This is a genomic window from Streptomyces sp. NBC_00086, from assembly GCF_026343255.1.
GTDB lineage: Bacteria > Actinomycetota > Actinomycetes > Streptomycetales > Streptomycetaceae > Streptomyces.
This window is the reverse complement of the sequence record NZ_JAPELZ010000003.1, coordinates 38756-62031: the sequence shown is the minus strand read 5'-3', so window position 1 is coordinate 62031 and position 23276 is coordinate 38756. Positions and strand designations below refer to the sequence as shown.

Here is a 23276-nt window from a genome sequence, read left to right as displayed (position 1 = left end):
GCCCGCCGACGGCACTCCCGTCGGCCGCGGCGCCCGTCCCGACCGGAGGTTCCCGTGATCAAGACCCCCCATCACGAGGGTGAACAGGCCGTCCAGAAGCAGGCCGGCGAAGGCGGTCCCGGCTGGGGCTCGCCGATGTTCGACGACGTGATCCAGCCCGGCTTCGACCAGTACCTGATGCGCCAGCGCATGCTCTTCCTGGGCGGCGCCGACGCCACGGGCGCCATGTGGTCCTCCCTGGTCACGGGCGACCCCGGCTTCGCCCTGCCCACGAGCCGGCGCACGATCACGCTCTCCTCCCTCCCCGTGCCCGGCGATCCGCTCGCCGGGGCCTTCGCGGAGACGGCCGACATCGGGCTGCTCGCCCTCGAACCGCACACGACGACCCGGATCCGGATCAACGGCGTGGCGCGGCGCGAAGGGGAGTCCCTGCACATCCGTACCGAGCAGGTGCTGGGCAACTGCCCCAAGTACCTCCAGGTACGGGTCCCGGTCGCGGACGGGCCCGCCACCGCGCCCCGGGAGACCCGGGACGGCGACGCGCTCACGCCCGAGCAGGAGAAGTGGATCACCGGGGCGGACACCTTCTTCATCGCCAGTCAGGCCGACGGCTACGGCGCGGACTCCTCGCACCGGGGCGGCGACCCCGGTTTCGTCACGGTGGCGGGACCGCGCAGGCTCGTATGGCCCGACTACTTCGGCAATTCCTTCTACATGACCCTGGGCAATCTGCAGCTCAACGAGAACTGCGGACTGCTCTTCCTGGACTGGGAGTCCGGCCACACCCTGCAACTGACGGGCAAGGCCCGGATCAACTGGGCCGAGGGGGACCGGGCCGATGTGCCCGGAGCCCTGCGGATGTGCGAGTTCGACATCGAGCGTGTGGTGCAGATCGACGGGGCGACCCGGCTGCGCTGGGCGTTCGGCGGTCCCTCGCCCTACAACCCGCCGGCACCGGCACGGGGCTGATCCCCCTCAGCTCCGCGCCGTCCCCCTCGCCCGGTCTCCCCTGGTCACCGTCCGGCCGTGCCGCCTCCCCCGTCGGCGCGGCCGGACGGTGTTGTACGCCCAGCCCGGCACCCGCCCCTCCCGGAGCCCCACACTTAAGGATTGCGCCATGCCCGATGCCGGTCCGGACACGACCTTCCCCCGACTGCGCGCCGACGTCTCGACGCTCCCCGCGTACGTGCCGGGACGCGCGGCCCGCGACGAGTTCGTCGACAAGCTCTCCTCGAACGAGAACCCGTACCCGCCCCTGCCCTCCGTGGTCGCCGCGGTCGAGACCTGGCTGGGCCGCCTCAACCGCTACCCCGACCCCGGCGCGGCCGAGCTCATCGCGGAACTCTCCGGGCGCCTCGGCGTACCCGCCGACCACCTCGTACTGGGCACCGGCTCGGTCGGCATCACCCAGCACCTGGTCGCCGCCGCCGCGGGCCCCGGCGACGAGGTCGTCTTCGCCTGGCGCTCCTTCGAGGCCTACCCGCTGCTGGCCTGGGCCGCCGGAGCCACCTCCGTCCAGGTCCCGCTGCGCGACGAGACCCACGACCTGGACGCCCTGGCCGACGCGGTCACCGACCGCACCCGCCTGATCTTCGTCTGCAACCCGAACAACCCCACCGGCACCGCCGTCCGCCGCGCCGAACTGGAACGCTTCCTGGACCGCGTTCCTCCCGAGGTCCTGGTCGTCATCGACGAGGCCTACCGCGAGTTCGTCGACCCCGCCGACGACATCCCCGACGGCGTCGACCTCTACCGGGACCGCCCCAACGTCGCCGTCCTGCGCACCTTCTCCAAGGCCTACGGACTGGCCGCGCTCCGCGTCGGCTACGCGGTGGCCCACCCCCGGGTCACGGCCGCCCTGCGCGCCTGCTCCGTCCCCCTCGGCGTGAGCGGCCCCGCCCAGGCCGCCGCCCTGGCCTCCCTGCGCGCCACGGAGGAACTCCGCGAGCGCGTGGCCGACCTGATCGCGGAACGCGACCGCGTCAGCGCCACCCTGCGCGCGGAGGGCTACGAAGTCCCCGACAGCCACGCCAACTTCGTCTGGCTGCGCCTCGGCTCCCGCACCGCCTACTTCGCCGACGCCTGCGAGGCGGCCGGCCTGATGGTCCGCCCCTTCGGCGACGAGGGCGTCCGCATCACGATCGGCTCCCCGGACGCGAACGACCGCCTCCTGAAAACGGCCTCCCACTGGAACCAGTGACCCCGGCCCGAGCCACGGCTGTACGGCCATCAGCCGCGCAGGGCGGCGATGGCCTTCTCGATGCGCCGCAGGCGCGTGTCGGGCTTCTTCGCGCTCTCGATGGCGCGCACGTGCTCGCGCTTGCGGCTGTACGTCAGGTTGTCGTACGCGGCGCGGGCGGCCGGGTCCTCGTCCAGAGCCCGGGCGAAGTCCGCGGGCTCGACCACGACGCGCGGCTCGGTGTCGAGTTCCAGCTCCACCTCGACCTCCTCGCCGATCTCTACGCCGGCGGCCTCCCGGTTGGCATGGCTGAGGCCGATCAGGTGGCGGCCGCGCAGCAGGGCGAGCCGGCTCTGCCAGGAATGCCCGCCCACCGTGATCCGCACCGGCGGCCGCGCGCCGCCGCCGAGCTCTGCCACCACCTCGGACGGAACTTCGAGACCCCGCATGGGCTCGGGCGGCTCGACGTGGGACCGGAACCTCATGAGCTTCTCCTGTTCGTCCTGTTCGTTCTGTTCGTCCTGCCGGCCAGAACCGTCCGGGACGGCGGGGGCACGCGCCCCGCCGTCCCGGACGGCCGTCAGACAAGGGCCGCGGCTACTCCGCGTAGGGCTGGTCGGTTCCCTGGTCGCTGTAGCCGAGGCTCCATATGTAGCCCTCCGGGTCGGCGAAGGTGGCACCGTACCCGCCCCACGGCAGGGCGGCGGCGGGCTTGAGGACCGTGGCGCCGGCCTTCACGGCCTCCGCCAGGATCTCGTCGACCCGCGCCTCGCTGCGGACGACGTAGGTCAGAACCAGCCCGCTGAAGCCGCTGCCCTCCTGGTCCGTGCCCACCTGGCCGGCCAGGCCTTCGCGGCTGTAGAAGCCGACCGGCGAGGCGCCGTCCGACTCGAAGAACACCGAGATGCCGAAGTCGCTCTGGACCTTCCAGCCGAGCCCCTCGGTGTAGAACTGCTTGGCCCGGTCCATGTCCCGGACACCAAGAAGGATCGAGCTGACGTGCGCCTTCATGTCGTGCTCCTCGCGCTGTGAACGGATGCGGTGATCGCGGTTGCTGTGACCATCACGCTAGGGCCTGGGGCGTGGCCGGCGCTTCTCGATTCCTGACCGGTCTGGAGACCTGCTTCGCCACGCACGCCGGCATCCCCTCCACCTTGATCGCCGGCCCCGCACCGCGGGCCGTACCCGCGGCGCCGCCATGGCCGGACGCCGCGTCCGCCGCCTGGCGCCGGAAGGCCCCCGGGGGCATGCCGACCAGCTCGGTGAAGCGGGTGGTGAACGTTCCCAGCGAGGCGCAGCCGACCGCGAAGCAGACCTCGGTGACGCTGAGGTCGCCCCGCCGCAGCAGCGCCGTGGCCCGCTCGATGCGGCGCGTCATCAGGTACGCGTACGGGGACTCGCCGTACGCGGCCCGGAACTGCCGGCTCAGGTGCCCCGCGGACATGTTCACATCGTGTGCGAGCGCTTCGACGTTGAGCGGCTGCGCGTACTCCCTGTCGATCCGGTCGCGGACGCGGCGCAGCCGTGCGAGATCCTCCAGGCGCTGCGCCTGGACGCGTGCGCGCCGCCATTCGGGCTTACACATCGGAGCCCTCCCTTCCCCGGCTCACCGCAGCTCCTGGATGCGGACCAGGTTGCCCGCGGGGTCGCGGAACGCACAGTCGCGGATGCCGTACGGCTGCTCGGTCGGCTCCTGCACGACCTCGGTGTCACCGGCCTGTGCCTTCTCGAACGTGGCGTCGAGGTCCGGGGTGGCCAGCAGGATCCAGCCGTAGGTGCCCTTGGCCATCATCTCGGTGATCGTGCGGCGCTCGTCCTCGGTGATGCCGGGATCGGAGGCGGGCGGCGTCAGGAGGATCGACGTGCCCGGCTGACCGGGCGGGCCGACCGTGATCCAGCGCATCTTGCCCTGCCCGGCATCGCTGCGGACCTCGAAGCCGAGTACGTCGCGGTAGAAGGCGAGGGACGCGTCCGGGTCCTCGTGCGGAAGGGACGTCGTGTGAATGGTGATGTCCATGGTGAGCAGGCTAGGACCGCGCCCCGAACCGCGCTTCTCGATTCCTGATCGGTGTGGACATCCCAGGACGTTCACAGCCATGTCGCGGACGCCTCACGGGCGTCGCGGGCATGCCGCGGGCACGGCGCGGGCACGTCGCGGGCACGCCAGGCGAGAACTCCCAAGCAATCGCGACCAGTTGAGGACAGTACCTGTCCTCAAGGCCTCCTAGAGTCTGTAGTGCCGCCCCGAACGGGCCACGGCCGCACCGCGAAAGCCAAGGGAGAAGCTCATGATCCTCGTCACTGGAGCCACCGGAATCGTCGGCCGCCTCGTGCTGGACCTGCTGATCGAGGACGGCCACGGCGTGCGGGCCCTGACCCGCGATCCGCAGCGCTCGGTGTGGCCGGCCGAGGCCGACGTCGTCGCCGGCGACCTCTCCGACCCCGTGTCGCTGGAGGCGGCGCTGTCCGGGGTCGACACGGTGTTCCTGTTCGCGGCGCCGGGCAGCGGGCCGGTCTTCGTCGCCGCCGCGGAGCGGGCCGGGGTGCGCAAGGTGGTGCTGCTGTCCTCCGGCGCGGTCGACGACGCCGCCGAGGTCCAGGACGGGCCGATCGCCGCCTACCACGCCGAGGTCGAGCAGGCCCTGCGCGCCTCCGGCCTGGAGTGGACCTTCCTGCGCCCGGACGCGTTCGCCGCCAACACCCTGATGTGGGCCGGGCAGACCAAGTCCGGAGACGTGGTGCGCGGCGCCTACGCCGGGGCGGCCTCCGCGCCGGTGCACGAGGCCGACATCGCCGCCGTGGCCGTGGCGGCCCTGACCGGGGACGGGCACGGGGGCCGCGTCTACGAGCTGACCGGGCCCGAGTCGCTGACCCACGCCGACCAGGCCCGGATCCTCGGCGAGGCGATCGGCCGGCCGATCGAGTACGCCGAGCTGCCCGCCGAGACGGTCCGGCAGGCGATGAGTGCCCACGTCCCGGGCCCGGTCCTCGACGGGATCCTCAAGGTCTGGTCGCAGGCGGTCGGCCGGGTCGCGCCGACCACCACCGACATCGAGAAGGTCACCGGCCGCCCGGCGCTCAGCTACCGCGCCTGGGTCCTCGACCACGCGGCCGCCTTCTGAACCACGAAAAGTTTCGCGGGGACCGATGAGTTTTCCGGCGGCCGGCGGTCTTGAATGGTGAAAGGCGCGCCGCCCGAGGGCCCGCCACGAGATCACGAGATACCGAGGATCCCCGATGCGCACCCTGATCAGCACCGCCTTCGTCTCCCTGGACGGCGTCGTGGAGGCCCCCGGCGGCGAGCCCGGGTACCGGAACTCCGGCTGGACCTTCAAGGACGTGGAGTTCCTGCCCGAGGCGTTCGAGATCAAGGGCCGAGAGCAGAAGGAGGCCTCCGCGATGCTGCTGGGCCGCACCAGCTACGAGGCGTTCAGCCCGGTGTGGCCCGCGATGGAGGACTTCGCCGACTACAAGGTGATGCCGAAGTACGTCGTCTCCACCACCCTCACCGAGGACGACCTGGTGTCCGACTGGGGCGACACGACGATCCTGCGCACCCTCGACGAGGTCGCCGCGCTGAAGGAGACCGAGGGCGGCCCGATCATCGTGCACGGCAGCGCCACCCTGAACCGGGCCCTCTCCGACGCCGGCCTGATCGACCGTTACCACCTGCTCGTCTTCCCGCTGCTGCTCGGTGCGGGCAAGCGCCTCTTCAGCGCCACCGACAAGGACGCGCAGAAGCTGAAGCTCGTCGAGCACGCGGCCTACGCCAACGGCCTGCAGCTGAACGTCTTCGACGTCGTCCGCTGACCCGCACGACCCCGGCCCGCACCCCGGCCCCGGGAGCGGGAGCGGCGCCCCCACAGGGGCGCCGCTCCGCGCGTCTCAGCCGAACAGCCGGCGCAGCTCCTCGTGGAACCCGGGGAAGGTCTTGGCCACGCAGGCCGGGTCGTCGAGGGTGATGCCGGCGGCGCGCAGGCCCAGTACCGAGAAGGACATCGCGATGCGGTGGTCCCGCCGGCAGTCGATCGTCGCCGGGGCGGGCGCGCCCGGGTGGACGGTGATGCGGTCCGGTCCCTCCTCGACCCGGATGCCCAGCGCGCGCAGGTTCTGCGCGACGGCGGCGATCCGGTCGGACTCCTTCAGCCGGGCGTGCGCGATGCCCGTGATGGTGACCGGGGCGTCCGCGAGCGGGGCGATCGCGGCCATCGTCATGAAGGTGTCCGAGATGTCACCCATGTCGACGGTGAATCCGCCGCGCAGCGCGCCGGCACCCGTGACTTCGGTCCACTCCGCGGTCCTGGTGACCCGGGCCCCGGCCTTGGCCAGCACCTCCACGAAGGCGGTGTCGCCCTGCAGGCTGCCGGAACCCAGCGCCCGGACCCGTACGGTGCGCCCGGTGACGGCCGCCGCCGCGAAGAAGTACGAGGCGGTCGAGGCGTCCGGCTCGATGTCGAGGTCGGTGGGCCGGTACCCGCCCGGGTGGACCGTGATCGTGCTGCCCTCCTCCTCGACCCGGGCACCGAAGTGCCGCATGAGGGCCAGGGTCATGTCCACGTACGGACGGCTGACCAGCCGCGGCACGTCCACCGTGAGCGGTCCGCCCATCAGCGGGGCGGCCATCAGCAGCCCGGAGAGGTACTGGCTGCTGAGCCCGGAATCCAGCTCGATGCGGCCGCCGCCCAGCCCCCGCGCGATAAGGGTGAAGGGCAGGCCCGTGCCGCGCACCTTCACGCCGAGCCCGGTGAGCGCCTCCAGCAGCGGCCGCAGCGGGCGCGCCCGCAACTGGTCGGAGCCGTCGAAGGCGATCTCCCCGTGCCCGGTGGCCGCGAAGGGCGGCAGGAAGCGCGCCGCGGTGCCGGCGTCGGCGCACCAGACCCGGCCGGGGCCGGCCGGTCCGGCGCCGCGCCCGGTGACCTCCCAGACCTCGCCGGAGCCGTCGCCGTAGCCGGAGCCGTCCCCGTACCCGTAGCCGCTGTCGCCGATGTCGCGCACCCCGGTGCCCAGGTCCGTCAGCGCGGCCCGGAAGGCGAGGGTGTCGTCGCTGACCAGGGGCGCGCCGAGGCGGCTGCGGCCGGGGGCGGCGGCCGCGAGGAGCAGCGCCCGGTTGGTGATGCTCTTGGAGCCGGGGATCCGGGCCTCCAGCACGGTGACGGCGCTCATCGGTCCGCTGCCTTGCGCTGGGACCGCTGGGACCCCTGGGACCCCTGAGACCGCTGCGCCCGCTCGAAGCTCGCGCGGGCCGCCGCGGCGACCTTCGGCGCGGTCAGGCCGTGGAGTTCGTACAGCGACTGGTACGGGGCGGAGGCGCCGAAGGAGTCGATGCCGAGCGAGGTGCCGGCCGCGCCGACCAAGGCGTACCAGCCGAGGCTGGAGCCCGCCTCCACCGAGACCCGGGCGGCCACGCCGGCGGGGAGCACCTCCTCGCGGTACTCCTCCTCCTGCGCCTGGAACCACTCCAGGCAGGGCATGGACACGACGCGGGTGGCGAGGCCCCCGTCCTGGAGGATGCGGCGGGCGTCGAGGGCGATGGGCACCTCGCTGCCGGTGGCGATGAGGATGACCTCGGGGCTCCTGCTCCCGCCCCCGGCCCCGGCCTCGGCCTCGGCCTCGGCCAGGACGTAGCCGCCGCGTGCAGCGCCCTCGGCGGGGGACAGCCCGCTCTCCTCGGTGCGCTCCAGCACGGGCAGGTTCTGCCGGGACAGGCACAGGCCCGCCGGGCGGTCGTCGTTCTCCAGGATGGTGCGCCAGGCCACGACGGTCTCGTTCGCGTCGGCGGGCCGGACCACGTCCAGGCCCGGGATGGCGCGCAGCGACCAGAGGTGCTCGATCGGCTGGTGGGTGGGGCCGTCCTCGCCGAGTCCGATGGAGTCGTGGGTCCAGACGTAGGTGACGGGCAGCTTCATCATGGCCGCGAGACGGACGGCCGGGCGCATGTAGTCGGAGAAGACGAGGAAGGTGCCGCCGTAGGGCCTGGTTCCGCCATGCAGGGCGATGCCGTTGAGGACGGCGCCCATGGCGTGCTCGCGGATGCCGAAGTGCAGGGTCCGCCCGTACCGGTGGCCGGAGTACGCATCCGTCGACAACTCCTCCGGGATGAAGGAGGGTTCGCCCTTCATGGTGGTGAGGTTGGACTCGGCGAGGTCCGCGGAGCCGCCCCACAGTTCGGGCAGTACGCCGGCCAGCGCGTTCAGCACCTCGCCCGAGGCCTTGCGGGTGGCCATCTGGCCGCCCCCGGAGAACACGGGCAGGCTCTCCTGCCAGCCCTCGGGCAGCCGGCGCTCGGAGAGCCGGTCGAAGAGCTCGGCGCGCTCGGGGTTCAGGGCGCGCCAGTCGGCGAGGGTCTTGTCCCACTGGCGGTGGGCCTCGGCGCCGCGGTCGGCGACCCGGCGGGCGTGGTCCAGTACTTCGGCGGGGACCTGGAAGGAGAGCGAGGGGTCGAGGCCCATCGCCGCCTTGGCGGCCGCGGCCTCCTCCGCGCCGAGGGCCGATCCGTGGATGCCGCCGGTATTGCGCTTCTTCGGCGCGGGCCAGCCGATGATCGTGCGCAGCGATACGAGCGAGGGCCGGTCGGTGGTTTCGCGGGCGGTGGTGAGCGCCCGGTGCAGGGCCGGCACGTCCTCGGTGTACTCGGTGGCCTCCCCCGTGGCCGTCCAGTCGACCTCCTGCACGTGCCAGCCGTACGCCCGGTAGCGGGCGAGGGTGTCCTCGGAGTGCGCGATCTGCCGGTCGTCCTCGATGGAGATGCGGTTCTCGTCGTAGAGGACGACGAGGTTGCCCAGCCGCTGGTGGCCGGCCAGCGAGCTGGCCTCGTGCGCGACGCCCTCCTCCAGGTCGCCCTCGGAGGCGATGGCCCAGACGGTGTGGTCGAAGGGGGAGGCGCCGGGGGCGGCCTCCGGGTCGAACAGTCCGCGCTCGCGGCGGGCCGCCATGGCCATGCCGACCGCGTTGGCGAGGCCCTGGCCGAGGGGGCCCGTGGTGGTCTCCACGCCCGGGGTGTGCCCGTACTCGGGGTGCGCGGGGGTCAGACTGCCCTCGGTGCGCAGGCCCTTGAGGTCGTCGAGGGTGAGCCCGTAGCCCGACAGGTAGAGCTGCGTGTAGAGGGTCAGGCTGGCGTGGCCGCAGGAGAGCACGAACCGGTCGCGGCCGGCCCAGCGCGGGTCCCGGGGGTCGTGGCGCAGCAGCCGCTGGAAGAGCAGGTAGGCGGCCGGGGCGAGGCTCATGGCGGTGCCGGGGTGTCCGTGTCCGGCCGCCTCGACCGCGTCCACGGTCAGGGCGCGGGCGACCTCGACGGCCCGGCGGTCGGCGTCCTCCCAGAGCAGGGCGGACGCGGGGCCCTGCGGGGCGGTGGCGACGGTCATGACGGGCCTTCCTGTTCGGGGGATTCGGCGGGTACGAGTGCTCTGGCCGGTCCGGGCACCCAGGCGCGCAGGGGTGCTCCGGCCCGGGCGGGGACCGCGGTGCCCAGCAGGACCGGAACCGCGACGGCGTTCCCCGCGCGGGCCGGGAACGCCGCCCGGGCACGGGCCGCGCCGGGCTGCGGGAGCGGGGCAGCAAGGGGCACCCGCACGGTCGTGTCCGCTTCGCCGTGGGCGCGGCGGATCGCGCGGGCGCGGGCGTAGCGGACTCCGGGCCGGATCACCGGGCGAGCCGTTCGTAGGCGGCGGCGAGGAGCGCCTCGTCCGGTGCGGTGAGCAGGGCGGGACGGCCGATGGCGTCGAGCACGACGAACCGCAGGCGGCTGCCCCGGGTCTTCTTGTCGATGCCCATCGCGTCGCGCAGCGGGGCCCAGGCTCCGCCGTGGGTGGTGGGCAGGCCGGCGGCGGCGAGGAGGGCGCGGTGGCGCTCGGTGTCGGCGGCGGACAGCCGGCCGTCGAGCCGGGCGAGTTCGGCGGCGAAGACCATGCCGGCGGCGACCGCGTGGCCGTGCCGGACCCGGTAGCCGGAGACCCGCTCGATGGCGTGGCCCAGGGTGTGGCCGTAGTTGAGGTGCTCGCGGCGGCCGTCCTCCCGGAAGTCCTCGGTGACGACCTCCGACTTGACGCGGATGGCCCGCTCCACGAGCTCCCGGGTGTGGACGGCGCCGGCGGGGTCCTCCTCGACCAGGCGCAGGATCTCCGGGTCGGCGATGAACCCGGCCTTGATGACCTCGGCGAGGCCGCTGGCGTAGTCGGCGGGCGGCAGGGTGGCCAGCAGGTCCAGGTCGCACAGCACCCCGGCGGGCGGGTGGAAGGCGCCGACGAGGTTCTTGCCCTGGGGCAGGTTGACGGCGGTCTTCCCGCCGATGGCGGCGTCGACCATGCCCAGCAGGGTGGTCGGCACGAGGACGAGGCGTACGCCGCGCAGCCAGCCGGCGGCGGCGAACCCGGCGAGGTCGGTGGTGGCGCCGCCGCCGACGGCCACGATGGCGTCGGAGCGGGTGAAGCCGGCGTCCGCGAGGGCCCGCCACAGGCCCACCACCACGGTCATGTCCTTGGCGGCTTCGCCCTCGGGCACTTCGAGGGAGACCACGATGCGTCCCTCGTGGTCGAGTTCCCGGGCGATCCGCCGGGCCGTGGCCAGCAGCGTGCGGGAGTGCACGACGGCCACCCGCAGCGGTTCGGAGCCCAGGACGCGGCCGGTCTCGCCGGTCAGCCCGTGGCCCACGACGGCCTCGTACGGGCGGTCCCCGCCGACCGGTATCCGGGTGCTCCCCGCCAGGATCGGCGTGTTCAGCGTCGGGGCGCTCACCGGACGGCCAGGTTCTCGAGGTAGCCCCGGTGGTTGCGGGCGGTCTCGGCGAGGGAGTCCCCGCCGAACTTCTCCAGTGCGGCGTGCGCGAGGACCAGCGCCGTCATCGCCTCGGCCACGACGGCCGCGGCGGGCACCGCGCAGACGTCGGAGCGCTGGTGGTGGGCGACGGCGGGTTCGCCGGTGGCGACGTCGATGGTGGCCAGGGCGCGCGGCACGGTGGCGATGGGCTTCATGGCGGCGCGCACCCGCAGGGGTTCGCCGGTGGTCATGCCGCCCTCGACCCCGCCGGAGCGGGCGGTGCGGCGGCGGACGGCCCCCTCCTCGTCCCGCTCGATCTCGTCGTGGGCGAGGGAGCCGGGGACCTTGGCGAGGCCGAAGCCGTCGCCGAACTCGACGCCCTTGATGGCCTGGATGCCCATGAGGGCGGCCGCGAGCCGGGAGTCGATGCGCCGGTCGCCGTGGACGTAGCTGCCCAGGCCCGGCGGAAGTCCGTACGCGAGCACCTCGACGACTCCGCCGAGGGTGTCGCCGTTCTCGTGGGCCCGGTCGACCTCGGCGACCATCGCGGCGGAGGCCTCCGGGTCCAGGCAGCGCACCGGGTCGGCATCCACGCGCTCGGTGTCCTCGGGCCCCGGCACCACGCCGTCGGGGGCGGCGGCCGCGCCGAGCGAGACGACGTGGCTGACGATCGTGATCCCGTACGCCTGCTGGAGGAAGGCCCGGGCGACCTCGCCGACGGCGACGCGGGCGGCGGTCTCGCGGGCGCTGGCCCGCTCCAGTACCGGCCGGGCGTCGTCGAAGCCGTACTTCTGCATCCCGGCGAGGTCGGCGTGGCCCGGGCGGGGGCGCGAGAGCGGGGCGTTGCGCGCCCGGCCGGCCAGCACCTCCGGGTCGACGCCGTCGGCGGCCATCACCGTCTGCCACTTGGGCCATTCGGTGTTGCCGACCTGGATCGACACGGGTCCGCCCTGGGTGAGGCCGTGGCGGACGCCGCCGAGGAAGGTCACCTCGTCCCGCTCGAAGGCCATCCGGGCGCCCCGGCCGTGGCCGAGGCGGCGTCGGGCGAGGGAGTCGGCGACCGCCTTGGTGGAGATCTCCACCCCGGCGGGCAGGCCTTCGAGGACGGCGGTGAGCGCGGGGCCGTGCGATTCGCCCGCGGTGAGCCATCGCAAAGTACTCAAGGGTGATCCTCTGTCGTGCGGCGTGGTGGGCCGGCTGGTGGGCGGTCGGACCCGGCCGGTGGGGCGGCCGGGTCCCCCGTAGAGGGGGCGGAGGACGGGAGGGTCTTACGGGATCCGCGGACGCGGGGAGGGCCTGTACGGGGATCCGCGGACGCAGGGAGGGCCCGTACGGGAATCCGCGGACGCGGGGTCAGACTCCGACGGCCACCGGCGGAGCCTCGATCGGCCCCATCCGCTGGACCCGCCAGCCCGCGCTCATCAGGCCCTGGGACACGGTCACCGCGGTCCCGCGGGCGACCATCAGCTCGACCAGGCCGCTCTCGTCGCCGGGCGAGTGGTCGATGGTCATGTCCTCGATGTTGACGCCGATTTCGGCGGCGTTCGCGAGGAGCCGGGCGAGTTCGCCGGGCTGGTCCCCGATCAGGACCCGGACCGGCGCGCAGGCGGGTACCGGATGTCCGTGCTTGCCGGGGATGCGGTCGCGGCCGCTGAGGCCGCGGCCGAGGAGGTCGGCCAGGAGCGTGGTGCCCTGGGCGCGTTCGTCGGCGTCGTCGGTGGCCAGGCCCCGCAGGGCGGACACGGTGACCTGGAGGTCCTCGGCGAGTTCGGTCAGCACGTCGGCGACGGCGGTGGCGTTGGACTCCAGGATGTCGCTCCACAGCCGGGGGTCTCCCCCGGCGATCCGGGTCACGTCGCGCAGACCCTGCCCGGCGAGCCGGCAGGCGTCCTCCGGGAGGTGCTGGAGGCGGGCGGCCATCAGCGAGGCCACCACGTGCGGGGTGTGGGAGACGCGGGCCACGGCCCGGTCGTGGACGTCGCTGTCCATGACGACGGGCACCGCCCCGCACAGCGAGACCATCATGAGCGCCATGTTGAGCGCGTCGCGGCTGGTGTGGGCCGTGGGGGTCAGCACCCAGGAACGGCCCTCGAAGAGGGTGGCGCAGGCGGCGAGCGGGCCGGAGCGCTCCCGGCCGGCCATGGGATGTCCGCCGATGAAGCTGACGGGATCGGCGCCCGCGGCGAGGACCCCGATCTCCGGCTCGGTCTTGACGCTGGCGACGTCGGTGTACGAGCGGGCCAGGCCCAGCCTCTGCTGGACGGCGAGGACGGCACCGACCTGGGCCGGCGGGACGGCCAGTACGGCCAGGTCCACGGTGTTCTTCGGGGCGCCGAGGGTGCCGGCGCCGAGCGAGGCGGCGGTGCGGGCGGCCGAGTCGTTCTCGTCGATGAGGTGGACGGCCACCCCGCGGCGGGACAGGGCCAGGGCGATGGAGGTTCCGATGAGGCCCGTACCCACCACCGCGGCGGAGCGGATCATCTGGTATCTCCGGCGGTGACCAGGTCCCGGCGCAGGGCGGCCGCACCGCCCAGGTAGACGTGCTTGATCTCGCGCTTGGACAGCTCCGTCTCGGCGTACGCGAGGATCCGCACGACCCGGGGCAGGGACCCGGCGATGTCCAGTTCCTGCGCGCACATCATCGGCACGTCGGTCACGCCCAGATCGCGGGCGGCGACCGCCGGGAACTCGCTGACCAGGTCCGGGGTCGCCGTGAAGAACAGGCTGACCAGCTCCTCCTGGTCGAGCCCGTTGGCGGCGAGCATCTCCTGGAACAGCGTTCGGACCCCGTCCAGCAGGTGGCCCCGCTCGTCGACTTCCAGCTGGATGGCACCGCGCAGGGCACGCACGGACATGGGCTTCTCCCTTTGCTTCAGGACGGAACGTCGATCGGTCGCTCGGGATCAGGCGGCGGCCGGTACGGCTTCGCGGCGGGCAGCGGCGACCGCCTGCCGGTCGCGGTACAGCTCGGCGACCCGGAAGGCCAGGTCGAGCGACTGCTCGCGGTTCAGGCGCGGGTCGCACGCGGACTCGTAGCGCTGCCCGAGGTCGGCGAGCCGGACCTCGGCGCCGCCTCCGACGCATTCGGTGACGTCGTCGCCGGTCAGCTCGATGTGGATGCCGCCGGGGTGGGTGCCGAGCGTGCGGTGGACCTCGAAGAAGCCGGTGACCTCGTCGAGCACGTCGTCGAAGTGGCGGGTCTTGTGGCCGCTGGGCGCCTCGAAGGTGTTGCCGTGCATCGGGTCGCAGATCCACGCGGGGCGCGCGCCCTCGGCGGTGACCTTGCCGATGAGCTCGGGGAGGATCTCGCGGACGTTGCGGGCGCCCATCCGGGTGATGAAGGTGAGGCGGCCGGGCTCGCGCTGCGGGTCCAGCTTGTCGATGAGGCGCAGGGCCTCGTCGGCGGAGGTCGTGGGGCCGAGCTTGACGCCGATGGGGTTCTGCACGCTGGAGGCGAACTCGACGTGGGCGCCGTCCAGTTGACGGGTGCGCTCACCGATCCAGATCATGTGGCCGGAGACGTCGTAGAGCCGGCCGGTACGGGCGTCGACGCGGGTGAGCGCGGCCTCGTAGTCCAGGAGCAGTGCCTCGTGGCTGGCGAAGATCTCGGAGGAGTGGACGGCGGCCGGGTCGGCGCCGCAGGCGGCGAGGAAGGTCAGGGCGTCGTCGATGTCCCCGGCGAGGCGCTCGTAGCGCTCTCCGACCGGGGAGGCGGCGACGAAGTCGCGGTTCCACTCGTGGACCTGGCGCAGGTCGGCGTAGCCGCCGGTGGTGAAGGCCCGTACGAGGTTCAGGGTGGCGGCGGAGGACTGGTACATCCGCTTGAGCCGCTCGGGGTCCGGGGTGCGGGACTCGGGAGTGAAGGCGAGGCCGTTGACGGAGTCTCCGCGGTAGACCGGCAGTTCCACACCGCCCTGGATCTCGGTGGGCTTGGAGCGCGGCTTGGAGTACTGCCCGGCGATCCGGCCGATCTTCACCACGGGTACGGAGCTCGCGTAGGTGAGGACGGCGGCCATCTGGAGCAGGGTGCGGACCTTGTCGCGGACCTGGTCGGAGCTGACGGCGTCGAAGGTCTCGGCGCAGTCCCCGCCCTGGAGGACGAAGGCCTCGCCCCGGGCGACGTCGGCGAGCCGGTCGCGCAGCCGGTCGCACTCGCCGGCGAAGACCAGGGGCGGGTAGGAGGCGAGGTCGTCGAGCGCGGAGCGCAGGGCGACCGGGTCGGGGTAGGACGGCTGCTGGGCGGCGGGCAGCAGCCGCCAGGAGTCGACGGCCGTGGCGTGCGTGGCGAGGGTCATGGTGGCTGTGCCTCGATCGGTTTCGGTGGAAAGGGAAGAGGTGTGGGCCTGTCGCCGCCCGGGATGGCGGCCCCGGGAGCCGGGGGTCCGTACGGTGGTGCGGCCGTACGGACCCCCGGTGGGCAATCCGTTGGGGGAGCCTGTCTCGCCAGGTGCCTAGGCCGGCTCGTGGACCTGGGTGGTCCGGGCCGAGGGCTCCTGCTCGCCGGGCGCCGGGGCGCCGGCTTCCTCGCCGGCGGCCTGGTGGCCCTTGGTGAGGCCGAAGAAGAGCAGACCGCCGACGCCGAGGACGGCGATGACGATGCCCATCGGCACCGCGCTGTCCTCGCCGGCGAGGCCGACGAGCGGGACCACGGCCGCGCCGATCAGGTGCTGGGACAGTCCCAGCAGCGCGGCGGCCGAACCGGCCACGTCACCGTGGTCCTGGAGGGCCAGCGCGAAGGAGTTCGGCAGGACCAGGCCGACGCTGGAGACGACCAGGAAGAGCGCGACGAGCAGCGGGGCCAGACCGGCGTCGGTGAGGACGACGGCGAGCAGCGCGAGGCCGCCGACCGCGGAGAGCGCCAGACCGGTGGCGAGCAGGGCGCGCGGGCCGGTCTTGTGCACGATGCGGCCGCTGACCTGCGCGGCGATGACCAGGCCGAGGGCGTTGACGCCGAAGACGACGCTGTAGCCCTGCGGGGACATCCCGTGGATGGACTGGAGCACGAAGGTCGAGCCGGAGATGTACGCGAACATCGCGGCGAAGGCGAAGCCGCAGGCCAGGTTGTAGCCGACGAACACGCGGTCGGACAGCAGCCGGCGGAAGATCGGGCCGGTGGCCTTGAGGCCGCCGCGCACGCGCCGTTCGGCGGGGTGCGTCTCGGGCAGTGCGCCGGCGACCCCGAAGAGCATCAGGGCGCCGATGACCGCGAGGGCGATGAAGATGCCCTTCCACGAGGTGACGAGCATCAGCTGGCCGCCGAGGATCGGGGCCAGGATCGGCGCGATGCCGGTGATGAGCATCAGCATCGCGAAGAACCGGGCCGCGGCGGGCCCGGTGTGCCGGTCGCGCACGACCGCGGAGGCGATGACGATGCCGGTGGCGCCGCCGAGGCCCTGGAGGGCGCGCAGCCCGACCAGCGTCCAGATGTTGGGGGCGAAGGCGCACAGCAGGGCGGTGACGGCGAACAGCGCAAGGCCCGCGATGAGCGGACGGCGGCGGCCGAGCGCGTCACTGACGGGCCCGGCGATGAGCTGGCCGATGCCGAGGCCGAGCAGGCAGGCGGTGAGGCTGAGCTGGGCCGCCGAGGCGCTGGTGTTCAGGTCCTCGGCGATCTGCGGGAGGCCCGGCATGTAGGCGTCGTTGGCCAGGGGGCCGAGAGCGGTGAGTGCACCGAGGATGATGGCGAACCGGACGATGCCGGCGCTCTTCGGTGTGGCGGATGAAGTCATGTTTCTGATCCCCTCCGGGGGACGCGGAATCAGTAGGCGACGGTGATGCGGGCCTGGATCGCGTCGCCGCGCTCCAGTACGTCCGCGAAGGCGACCGCGTAGTCAGCGATGCTGATCTGGCTCTTGCCTTCGGCGTCCACCAGGAGCTGCTCACCGCCGACGCGATAGGTCCCGGTGCGCTCACCGGGCTCGATCTGGGCGGCGGGGGAGATGAACGTCCAGTCCAGGGAGCCGGCCTGGCGGTAGAGGGCGAGCGCCTCGCTCTGGGCGAGGGCGTTCTGCTTCCACATGGCCGGGAAGTTCGGGTTGTCGATGACCTTGACGCCCGGGGAGACCTCCAGGCTGCCGGCGCCGCCGAGGACCACGACGCGGCGTACGCCGCTGCGGGTCAGGCCCTCGATGAGCGCGTTGGCCGCACCGACGATGATCTTGTGGTCGTCGTCGACGCCGAGCTTGGGGCCGACGGCCGAGGCGACGGCGTCGTAGCCCGCCGCGGACAGTTCGGCCACGGTGTCGGCGTTGGTGGCGTCACCGGCGATCACCTTCAGGCCTTCGTGGCTGTTGCCCGCGATCTCGCCGGTGCGGGTCACGCCGGTGACGGCGTGGCCGCGGGAGAGCAGTTCGCCCGCGATGGCGCTGCCGATGTGCCCGCTGGCTCCGAAAAGCAGGATGTTCATGGTGGTGCCTCTTCTTCCTCGGTGATTCATCGGGGGTGGTACCGGACGATGAGACGTCCCGCGGGCTAGTCCTCTTCGAGGAAGTCGGGCTGCTCGCGGACGATCTCGTCCCAGAGGAGCTGGAAGCTGAACCAGCCCAGCTGCTCGTCGCCGAAGCCGTCCCCAGCGGCGACGGCCTGTTCGTGGGTGAAGCTCTTGGGCGTGCCCGCCGCCCGGGCGAGCAGCTGCACCTGGGCGCAGCTGTCGTAGGTGAAGAACCAGTGCACGGCTTCGTCGAGCGATCCGCCGACGGTTATCAGGCCGTGGTGGCGCAGGAGGATCGCGCGGTTGTCGCCGAGCTTCTCCGCGATGTCGCGGCCGAGTTCGGCGGAGACCGAGGGGCCCTCGTACTCCTCGTAGAGGACCTGGCGGTTGTAGAAGGCGGAGGACTCCTGGTCGATGGGGTCCAGCAGGCGGCCCAGGGCGCCCAGCGCGCGGGAGTGCGCGGTGTGGCCGTGGGCGGCCGCCGTGGCGCCCGGCTGCATCTCGTGGATGGCCGAGTGGATGACGAAGGCACTGGGGTTGACCCGGTGCTTGCCCTCCACCACGTTGCCCGCGGAGTCGACGCAGATGAGGTCGCCGACGCGGACCAGGTTGAAGGAGACGCCGAAGGGGTTCACCCAGAACCGGTCCTCGTGCTCCGGGTCGCGGACCGAGATGTGGCCCGAGATGCCTTCACCGAAGCCGTACTTGCCGAAGAGCCGCAGCGCGGCGGCGAGCCGCTGCTTGCGGTGGCGGCGCGTCTCCTCGTGGGTGGCGAAGACCGGCTCGCCGGGGATCGGCAGGCCGGTGTGCGTGTCCGCCAGGTAGGCGGGCCGGTCGGTCTCGGTGACGCTCATGCTCGGGGGTCCTCATCTCCGGAATCTCCGGGTCGTCTTCCGGTGTCGGTACGGGTACGGGTGCGGGCGGCGGCCCGGCCGCGAGCGGGGCGGGCCCCGCCGGCGGCTAGACCGTGAGCAGGACGTCCTCGTTCTCCTGGGTCGCGGCCGTGACGGTCTCGGCGTGCTGCAGGATCGCGCCGACGATGTCCTGGCTCCGGTCGACCAGGGAGGGGATGCCGAAGGTGAAGAAGAGCGAGCCGGCGGCGATGTTGCCGAGCCCGTACAGGCGCGGGTCGGGCCGGCCGTTGGTGGTGAGCTGGCTGGTCGGACGCGCTATGTGCAGGCCGCCGTGGGGGTGGCGGCTGGCGACGCGGCTGCGCATCAGCGAAGTGACCAGGGGCGCGGCGCTGGTGGGGATGCGCCCCTCGGAGGCGTTGACCGCGCTGATGACGCGGTCGGCCGTGAACTCGTGTCCCTCGGCGGTGACGACGTCGAAGCCGGCCTCGGGGTTCGGGGTGATGTTCTGCAGTCCGGCGACGATCTCCAGCTTGTCCGCCTCGACGAGGTCGAGGAGGACTCCGGCGCTGCCGGGCGGCATGGGGCAGCACAGGCTCATGATCGTGCGGTAGTGGGCGCGCAGCAGCTGGACCTTGTCCTGTTCGCGCAGCATCGGCCAGACGTCGGGGCCGGTCTCGGGGACGGCGCGCTGGAGGATGCGCAGGCCCATGTGGGGGGAGTCGACCTCTTCGATCTGCCGGCGCAGCCGGTCGACCGGGTCCTCCAGGTCGACGCGGATGATCTCCGAGACCACCGCGTCGAGGTCGGCGCCGACATCGCGGAACTCGGCCCGCATGATGGTGGCGATGTCCTCGAGGGTGACCTCGGGGTGGATCGCGGCCAGCTCCTCCATCCGGTGCGGGGTGAAGTGACGCAGCTCGAAGGGGACCGCCTTCTGCCGCACCCCGGGCAGGACGCCGCGCCGGGACAGCAGGCTGATCTTGCCCTGGTGTCCCTGGGCGGCCAGCGACAGGATGATGTCGATGGCGGTCAGGCCGCTGCCGATGATCGCGACGTGCTCCCGCTCGCCGACGTCCGCCAGCTTGTTGACGATCGGGTACGGGTCGCCGACGAAGCCGGGGGTGCTGCCCAGACCGTAGACGTCCTTGGGGCTGTCGCCGCCGACGCACAGGATGGCGTAGTCGAAGGCACGCGCCCGGCCGTTGCCCGTGCGCAGCAGGACCCGGTTGGCGGCGCGGCTCGCGGAGGTGACGCCCTCGCCGACGAGGTCGACCCGCCAGCCCTGGCGGCGCAGTTCGCCGAGCGCGGCGTAGGCCGTCTGCTCCAGGTACTCGCCGTAGACGGTCCGGGGGGCGAAGCGGCTCCCGGACCAGCGGTCGACTCCGGTGCGGACCCCTATGACCTTGTCCCGCGTCTCCAGCCAGTTCTCGAAGTGCTGGAGGTCGCCGGCGCGCACGGACATGTCGTCGGGGGTCGCGTTGACCTTGAGGGTCTCGGTGTCGACCTGGTAGGCCCGCCCGCGCCACAGGTGCGGTGACGGTTCGAAGACCGTGAGGCTGCCCGGTTCGCTTTGTGTTCGCGACAACGCGTCGATCAAGCAGACTGCAGCCGCGCCTCCTCCGACGATACCGATCGAGAATCCACGGGACATGTGTCAGTCACCTATCAATTCGTGGAAGGCGCGGGGTCGTCGTGCGCCGGCCTTGCTGTCCGCGATCACGGTGGCCCTTTCCTCGCCTACTCCGGGGATTCAGTGGGAGCCGCCGGCCACCCCCGGTGCGGCGGGGGTGAAGCCGGTCGGCCGATGACTCGGTTCTGCTGCGACTCAGGAGGCGGAGTTCTTGAAGTTCTTCATCGAGACGGTGAAGTCCCCGCGGTTGGCCCGGTAGTCGATGCAGTACTCCTGCGGGTACCAGCCGGCTATCTGCCACTCCTGCGGCTGCTTGATCGGCCAGCAGCGGCTCGGGTTGACCCCGGCGGCTATGCCCTCGAACCAGGCCTTCGTGATCATCGGCTCGAGGAAGCTGATCTTGGCGTCGTAGGAGCCGTAGATGAAGGTCTGGGTGAAGGCGGTGGAGTGCCATTCGGGCGAGTTCATGTCGACCAGGTGGTTGCCCATGGCCGCCTCGGCCACGTTGTTGTTCACGTAGTCCGCCGGCAGGTACCGCGGGGGGACCGGCTTGATGGCCGTCGCGTAGTCGTCGCAGTTGATGGCCAGGCCACAGGGGCCGCTGCGGATCGCGTCGCGCTCCGCCTTGGACTGCGTGTAGAAGTGGAAGTCGAAGTGCGGGGTGTCGTAGATGTGCTCCGGCCCGTGGCCCATCGGGTTGTAGTTCAGCAGGGCCCACTTGAGCGGCATCCCGGGCAGCGCGGTCAGCTGCGAGGGCAGCTCCAGCGGGCGCTCGTGGCCGCCGACGCACTCGGTGTGCTCGTTGACCGTGCCGTTGCCGTCCATGTCGTAGCAGTGGTGGCCGTCGGTCATGGCGGTCGGCAGGCCGGTCAGCGTGTTCTTGGGGAAGACGAAGCCGACGGTCTGCGGGGTGGTGCCGTTGATCTGCGCGTACGTGCGCACGGTGCCGTTGCCGAGCGCGCTCGGGGCGCCGTACGAGGCACAGGGCCCCGCGTAGGAGAGCGTCTCCTGGAGCAGTACCTGCGAGGCCCACTGCGCGACCCTGACGGTGCGCTCGCGGGTCGGGGCGTCCCGGGTCACCAGGCAGACGGTCACCGGGCCCGAGGTGCGCGCCGCGGCCTGCGCGGTGGAATCCGTGGCCTGGGCCGGGTTGCCGGGCAGGATCAGCAGGGTCAGGGCTGATATGGCCAGCGCCGCTCCGAGGAACACCCGCCAGTTCAACAGCTTCTTCGCGCGCAACGTCACACCTGTTCCAGTTCGAATCTGTGGAATCCGCCCTGAAGGAAGATCAGGGGGGTCTGGGTCTCGCGGGCACCCATGGCGACGACTTCGCCGATGACCATCACGTGGTCACCCGCCACCACGTGGTCGCGCAGGCTGCACTCCATCCAGGCCGCCGCGTCGAACAGGAGCGTCCCGGTGGCCTCGCCCGGCGCTCCGGCCACCTCGGTCAGCGCCTGGTCGCGCTCGGGCCGCCGGCGCGCGAACGCGCGGGCGGTGGACTCGCCCTCGGCGCCGAGGATCGAGATCCCGACGACGCCGGTCCGCAGCAGCTCGGCGAAGAACTCCGAGTCGTGACGGAAGCTCAGGGACACCAGCGGCGGTTCCAGGGAGACGGAGGTGAGCGAGTTGACGGTGATCGCGTTGTGGGTGCGCACGCCGTCCTGGTCGGTGTAGGTGCTGACGACGCAGACCCCGGTGGCGAAGGAACGCATCACATCGCGCAGGTCGTGGTTCATGGCCGGGCCTCTCTGCTGGGCGCGGACGGGTGCGCGCGGCGCTTCGGCCGCGGGCACCCGTCCGTACGCGGGCTTGACGGTCAGTTCTCCTGGGCCCAGCGGCCGCGGGTCCAGCCGTCGAGGTCGTAGTCGTCCATGGCCCTCTGGACGAGGTCGCCGTAGTTGTCGAGCAGACCGGCTCCGCGCGACCAGTTCAGGGTGTCGAGGCGCACCTGGTCGGGACCGCCGGCGTAGTTGAGCTCGTACAGCTCGTGGCGGGCGCCGAACTCGGTGCCGATCGCGTCCCAGGCCAGCTTGAAGAGCTTGGTGCGCTCCTCGGCGGTGGCGCCGGTGCCGCGGTAGTAGCGGTCGAGCAGCGGACGCAGCTCCGGGTTCTGCAGGTCCTTGGCGCTGGAGGGGGTCATCAGCAGCGCGCCCGCGAGGTGCTCCTCGAAGAAGCGGTGCGTGCGCTCCCAGCTGAGCGGGGCGAGCGCCCGGTAGCCGGCCGAGTAGTCCATGCGCGGCAGTACGGTGCCGGCCGGGCCGGCCTCCGGGTCCAGGGCCATGGCGCTGGTGACGGCCCAGGTCTGGTGGCGCCAGGCGAGCAGCTCGCCGAGGCCGGCCTGGACGCCGCGGAAGCCGTCCGTGCCGTTGATGCGGGTGCCCTTGTCGAGGATGCCCGCCATGAACTCCAGCTTGACCGACATGCGGATCGCGCCCTGGAAGAAGCCGCGGGAGAGCAGGCCGGAGCGCGGGAAGTACTGGTGGATCTTCTCGGTGTCCCGGTAGATCAGGACGTTCTCCCACGGGATGAAGGCCTTGTCGAAGACCAGCACCGCGTCGTTCTCGTCGAACCGGCTGGAGAGCGGGTTGTCGAACGGGCTGGTGGCCTTGCCCTCGTAGGAGGTGCGGCAGACGACCTTCATGCCGGGGGTGTTCAGCGGGGCCATGAAGGCCAGCGCCATGTCCTCGGCCTTGCCGGCTTCCAGGTTGGCCAGGTGGATCTGACCGACGAAGGCGACGTTGCTCAGCGCCGAGGCGGTGGCCATGAGCTTGGCGCCCTCGACGACGATGCCGTCCCCGCGCTCCTCGACGACCTTGAGGTAGACGTCGCGGATCTCGTGCGCCGGCTTGTTGCGGTCGACGGGCGGGTTGACGATCGCGTGGCTGATCGACAGGCCCTGACGGGCGTACTTCTCGTACCAGGCGCGGGCGTTGTCGCCGAAGGGCTCGTAGAAGTCGTGGGTGACGGCCAGGCCGGCCATGAACGACGCCTTGTAGTCGGGCGTGCGGTTCATGAAGCCGTAGCTCAGGCGGGCCCAGTGCTCGATGGCGTCACGGGCCTTCATGAGGTCCTCGGGCGAGTGCGCCGGGGTGAAGAAGCGGTGGACGCGGTACCCCGTGTACCGGTCGACCGTCGTCATCAGGTCCTTGGTGTCGGGGTGGTGGAGCGCGTCGTAGAGGTGCGCGGTCGACCTCGCGGCGTTGGCGAAGGCCGGGTGCGTCGTCACGTCCTTGACGAGCTCACCGTCCACGAAGACCTGGCGGCCGTCACGCAGGCTCTCCAGGTAGGAGTCGCCCGTCATGAGGTCGTTCGGAGCCTCGTCGGCCGACTGATCCGTTATCGGGACCTGACCCATTTTGGTGTCCTCTCCAGGGGTAATACACGCGACCGCTGCCGGGCGCACAGTTCGATTGCCCCGAGCGTAGGCTC

At 72.4% G+C, this 23276-nt stretch carries 23 protein-coding genes; 4 read left to right on the top strand and 19 right to left on the bottom strand.

Features of this window, described 5'->3' with window-relative positions:
• Positions 1-54 precede the first annotated feature (54 nt).
• Both OG276_RS39075 and hisC read left to right on the top strand, forming a co-directional pair.
• Complete coding sequence (locus OG276_RS39075; RefSeq protein ID WP_266914298.1) at positions 55-969, top strand: pyridoxamine 5'-phosphate oxidase family protein; 915 nt, start codon at positions 55-57, stop codon at positions 967-969.
• Between the two features lie 148 nt (positions 970-1117).
• Positions 1118-2200 carry a histidinol-phosphate transaminase gene (gene hisC, locus OG276_RS39070; RefSeq protein ID WP_266914296.1) on the top strand — a complete coding sequence of 361 codons (1083 nt, stop codon included), beginning with the start codon at positions 1118-1120 and terminating at the stop codon, positions 2198-2200.
• Positions 2201-2229: 29 nt separating this feature from the next.
• Here the strand turns inward: hisC and OG276_RS39065 are convergent, their stop codons facing one another.
• The 4 genes from OG276_RS39065 to OG276_RS39050 form a co-directional block, all read right to left on the bottom strand.
• Positions 2230-2664: a YdeI/OmpD-associated family protein gene (locus OG276_RS39065; protein ID WP_266914294.1), complete on the bottom strand. Its 435-nt coding sequence runs from the start codon at positions 2662-2664 to the stop codon at positions 2230-2232.
• A gap of 112 nt (positions 2665-2776) precedes the next feature.
• Positions 2777-3190, bottom strand: a complete 414-nt coding sequence (locus OG276_RS39060) for a VOC family protein (RefSeq protein WP_266914292.1) — start codon at positions 3188-3190, stop codon at positions 2777-2779.
• 52 nt (positions 3191-3242) lie between these two features.
• Positions 3243-3764, bottom strand: coding sequence for a helix-turn-helix transcriptional regulator (locus OG276_RS39055; protein WP_266914290.1), 522 nt, complete (start codon positions 3762-3764; stop codon positions 3243-3245).
• Positions 3765-3785: 21 nt separating this feature from the next.
• Positions 3786-4196 (bottom strand): VOC family protein, encoded by a 411-nt coding sequence (locus OG276_RS39050; protein ID WP_266914288.1) that lies wholly within the window; start codon positions 4194-4196, stop codon positions 3786-3788.
• Between the two features lie 271 nt (positions 4197-4467).
• Here OG276_RS39050 and OG276_RS39045 point away from each other — a divergent pair, with 271 nt between their 5' ends.
• A complete protein-coding gene (locus tag OG276_RS39045) occupies positions 4468-5301 on the top strand; it encodes an NAD(P)H-binding protein (RefSeq protein ID WP_266914286.1) in 834 nt (277 codons plus the stop codon).
• A gap of 115 nt (positions 5302-5416) precedes the next feature.
• Positions 5417-5989, top strand: coding sequence for a dihydrofolate reductase family protein (locus OG276_RS39040; RefSeq protein WP_266914284.1), 573 nt, complete (start codon positions 5417-5419; stop codon positions 5987-5989).
• A gap of 75 nt (positions 5990-6064) precedes the next feature.
• Here OG276_RS39040 and aroA read toward each other — a convergent pair whose 3' ends face one another.
• The 15 genes from aroA to OG276_RS38965 all read right to left on the bottom strand — a co-directional run bounded on the left by aroA (position 6065) and on the right by OG276_RS38965 (position 23202).
• Positions 6065-7342 (bottom strand): 3-phosphoshikimate 1-carboxyvinyltransferase, encoded by a 1278-nt coding sequence (gene aroA / locus OG276_RS39035; protein ID WP_266914282.1) that lies wholly within the window; start codon positions 7340-7342, stop codon positions 6065-6067.
• Positions 7339-9540 (bottom strand): transketolase, encoded by a 2202-nt coding sequence (tkt, locus tag OG276_RS39030; RefSeq protein ID WP_266914280.1) that lies wholly within the window; start codon positions 9538-9540, stop codon positions 7339-7341. The genes aroA and tkt overlap by 4 nt, the downstream gene beginning before the upstream one ends.
• Entirely contained in the window at positions 9537-9821 is a 285-nt protein-coding gene (locus OG276_RS39025) for a hypothetical protein (protein WP_266914278.1), read from the bottom strand. The genes tkt and OG276_RS39025 overlap by 4 nt, the downstream gene beginning before the upstream one ends.
• The gene (gene aroB / locus OG276_RS39020) at positions 9818-10909 is read right to left on the bottom strand and encodes a 3-dehydroquinate synthase (RefSeq protein ID WP_266914276.1); all 1092 of its coding nucleotides are present in this window, start codon (positions 10907-10909) and stop codon (positions 9818-9820) included. Before aroB ends, OG276_RS39025 begins: the two co-directional genes overlap by 4 nt.
• A complete protein-coding gene (aroC, locus tag OG276_RS39015; protein ID WP_266914274.1) occupies positions 10906-12093 on the bottom strand; it encodes a chorismate synthase in 1188 nt (395 codons plus the stop codon). Before aroC ends, aroB begins: the two co-directional genes overlap by 4 nt.
• A 190-nt stretch (positions 12094-12283) precedes the next feature.
• A complete protein-coding gene (locus tag OG276_RS39010; RefSeq protein WP_266914629.1) occupies positions 12284-13408 on the bottom strand; it encodes a prephenate dehydrogenase in 1125 nt (374 codons plus the stop codon).
• Positions 13408-13785, bottom strand: a complete 378-nt coding sequence (gene aroH, locus OG276_RS39005; protein WP_266914272.1) for a chorismate mutase — start codon at positions 13783-13785, stop codon at positions 13408-13410. The genes OG276_RS39010 and aroH overlap by 1 nt, the downstream gene beginning before the upstream one ends.
• Before the next feature lie 48 nt (positions 13786-13833).
• Positions 13834-15225 carry a class II 3-deoxy-7-phosphoheptulonate synthase gene (locus OG276_RS39000; protein ID WP_266914270.1) on the bottom strand — a complete coding sequence of 464 codons (1392 nt, stop codon included), beginning with the start codon at positions 15223-15225 and terminating at the stop codon, positions 13834-13836.
• 156 nt (positions 15226-15381) lie between these two features.
• Positions 15382-16659 carry a multidrug effflux MFS transporter gene (locus OG276_RS38995; RefSeq protein ID WP_266914268.1) on the bottom strand — a complete coding sequence of 426 codons (1278 nt, stop codon included), beginning with the start codon at positions 16657-16659 and terminating at the stop codon, positions 15382-15384.
• Between the two features lie 29 nt (positions 16660-16688).
• A complete protein-coding gene (locus tag OG276_RS38990) occupies positions 16689-17336 on the bottom strand; it encodes an NAD(P)-dependent oxidoreductase (RefSeq protein WP_266914266.1) in 648 nt (215 codons plus the stop codon).
• Positions 17337-17401: 65 nt separating this feature from the next.
• Entirely contained in the window at positions 17402-18214 is an 813-nt protein-coding gene (locus OG276_RS38985) for a class II aldolase/adducin family protein (RefSeq protein WP_266914264.1), read from the bottom strand.
• A 106-nt stretch (positions 18215-18320) separates the two neighbouring features.
• Positions 18321-19865 (bottom strand): FAD/NAD(P)-binding protein, encoded by a 1545-nt coding sequence (locus OG276_RS38980; RefSeq protein ID WP_266914262.1) that lies wholly within the window; start codon positions 19863-19865, stop codon positions 18321-18323.
• A 174-nt stretch (positions 19866-20039) separates the two neighbouring features.
• Positions 20040-21089 carry a hypothetical protein gene (locus tag OG276_RS38975; RefSeq protein ID WP_266914260.1) on the bottom strand — a complete coding sequence of 350 codons (1050 nt, stop codon included), beginning with the start codon at positions 21087-21089 and terminating at the stop codon, positions 20040-20042.
• Entirely contained in the window at positions 21086-21583 is a 498-nt protein-coding gene (locus OG276_RS38970) for a flavin reductase family protein (protein WP_266914258.1), read from the bottom strand. Before OG276_RS38970 ends, OG276_RS38975 begins: the two co-directional genes overlap by 4 nt.
• Before the next feature lie 80 nt (positions 21584-21663).
• Positions 21664-23202 carry a 4-hydroxyphenylacetate 3-hydroxylase family protein gene (locus OG276_RS38965; protein ID WP_266914256.1) on the bottom strand — a complete coding sequence of 513 codons (1539 nt, stop codon included), beginning with the start codon at positions 23200-23202 and terminating at the stop codon, positions 21664-21666.
• Between the last annotated feature and the right edge of the window lie 74 nt (positions 23203-23276).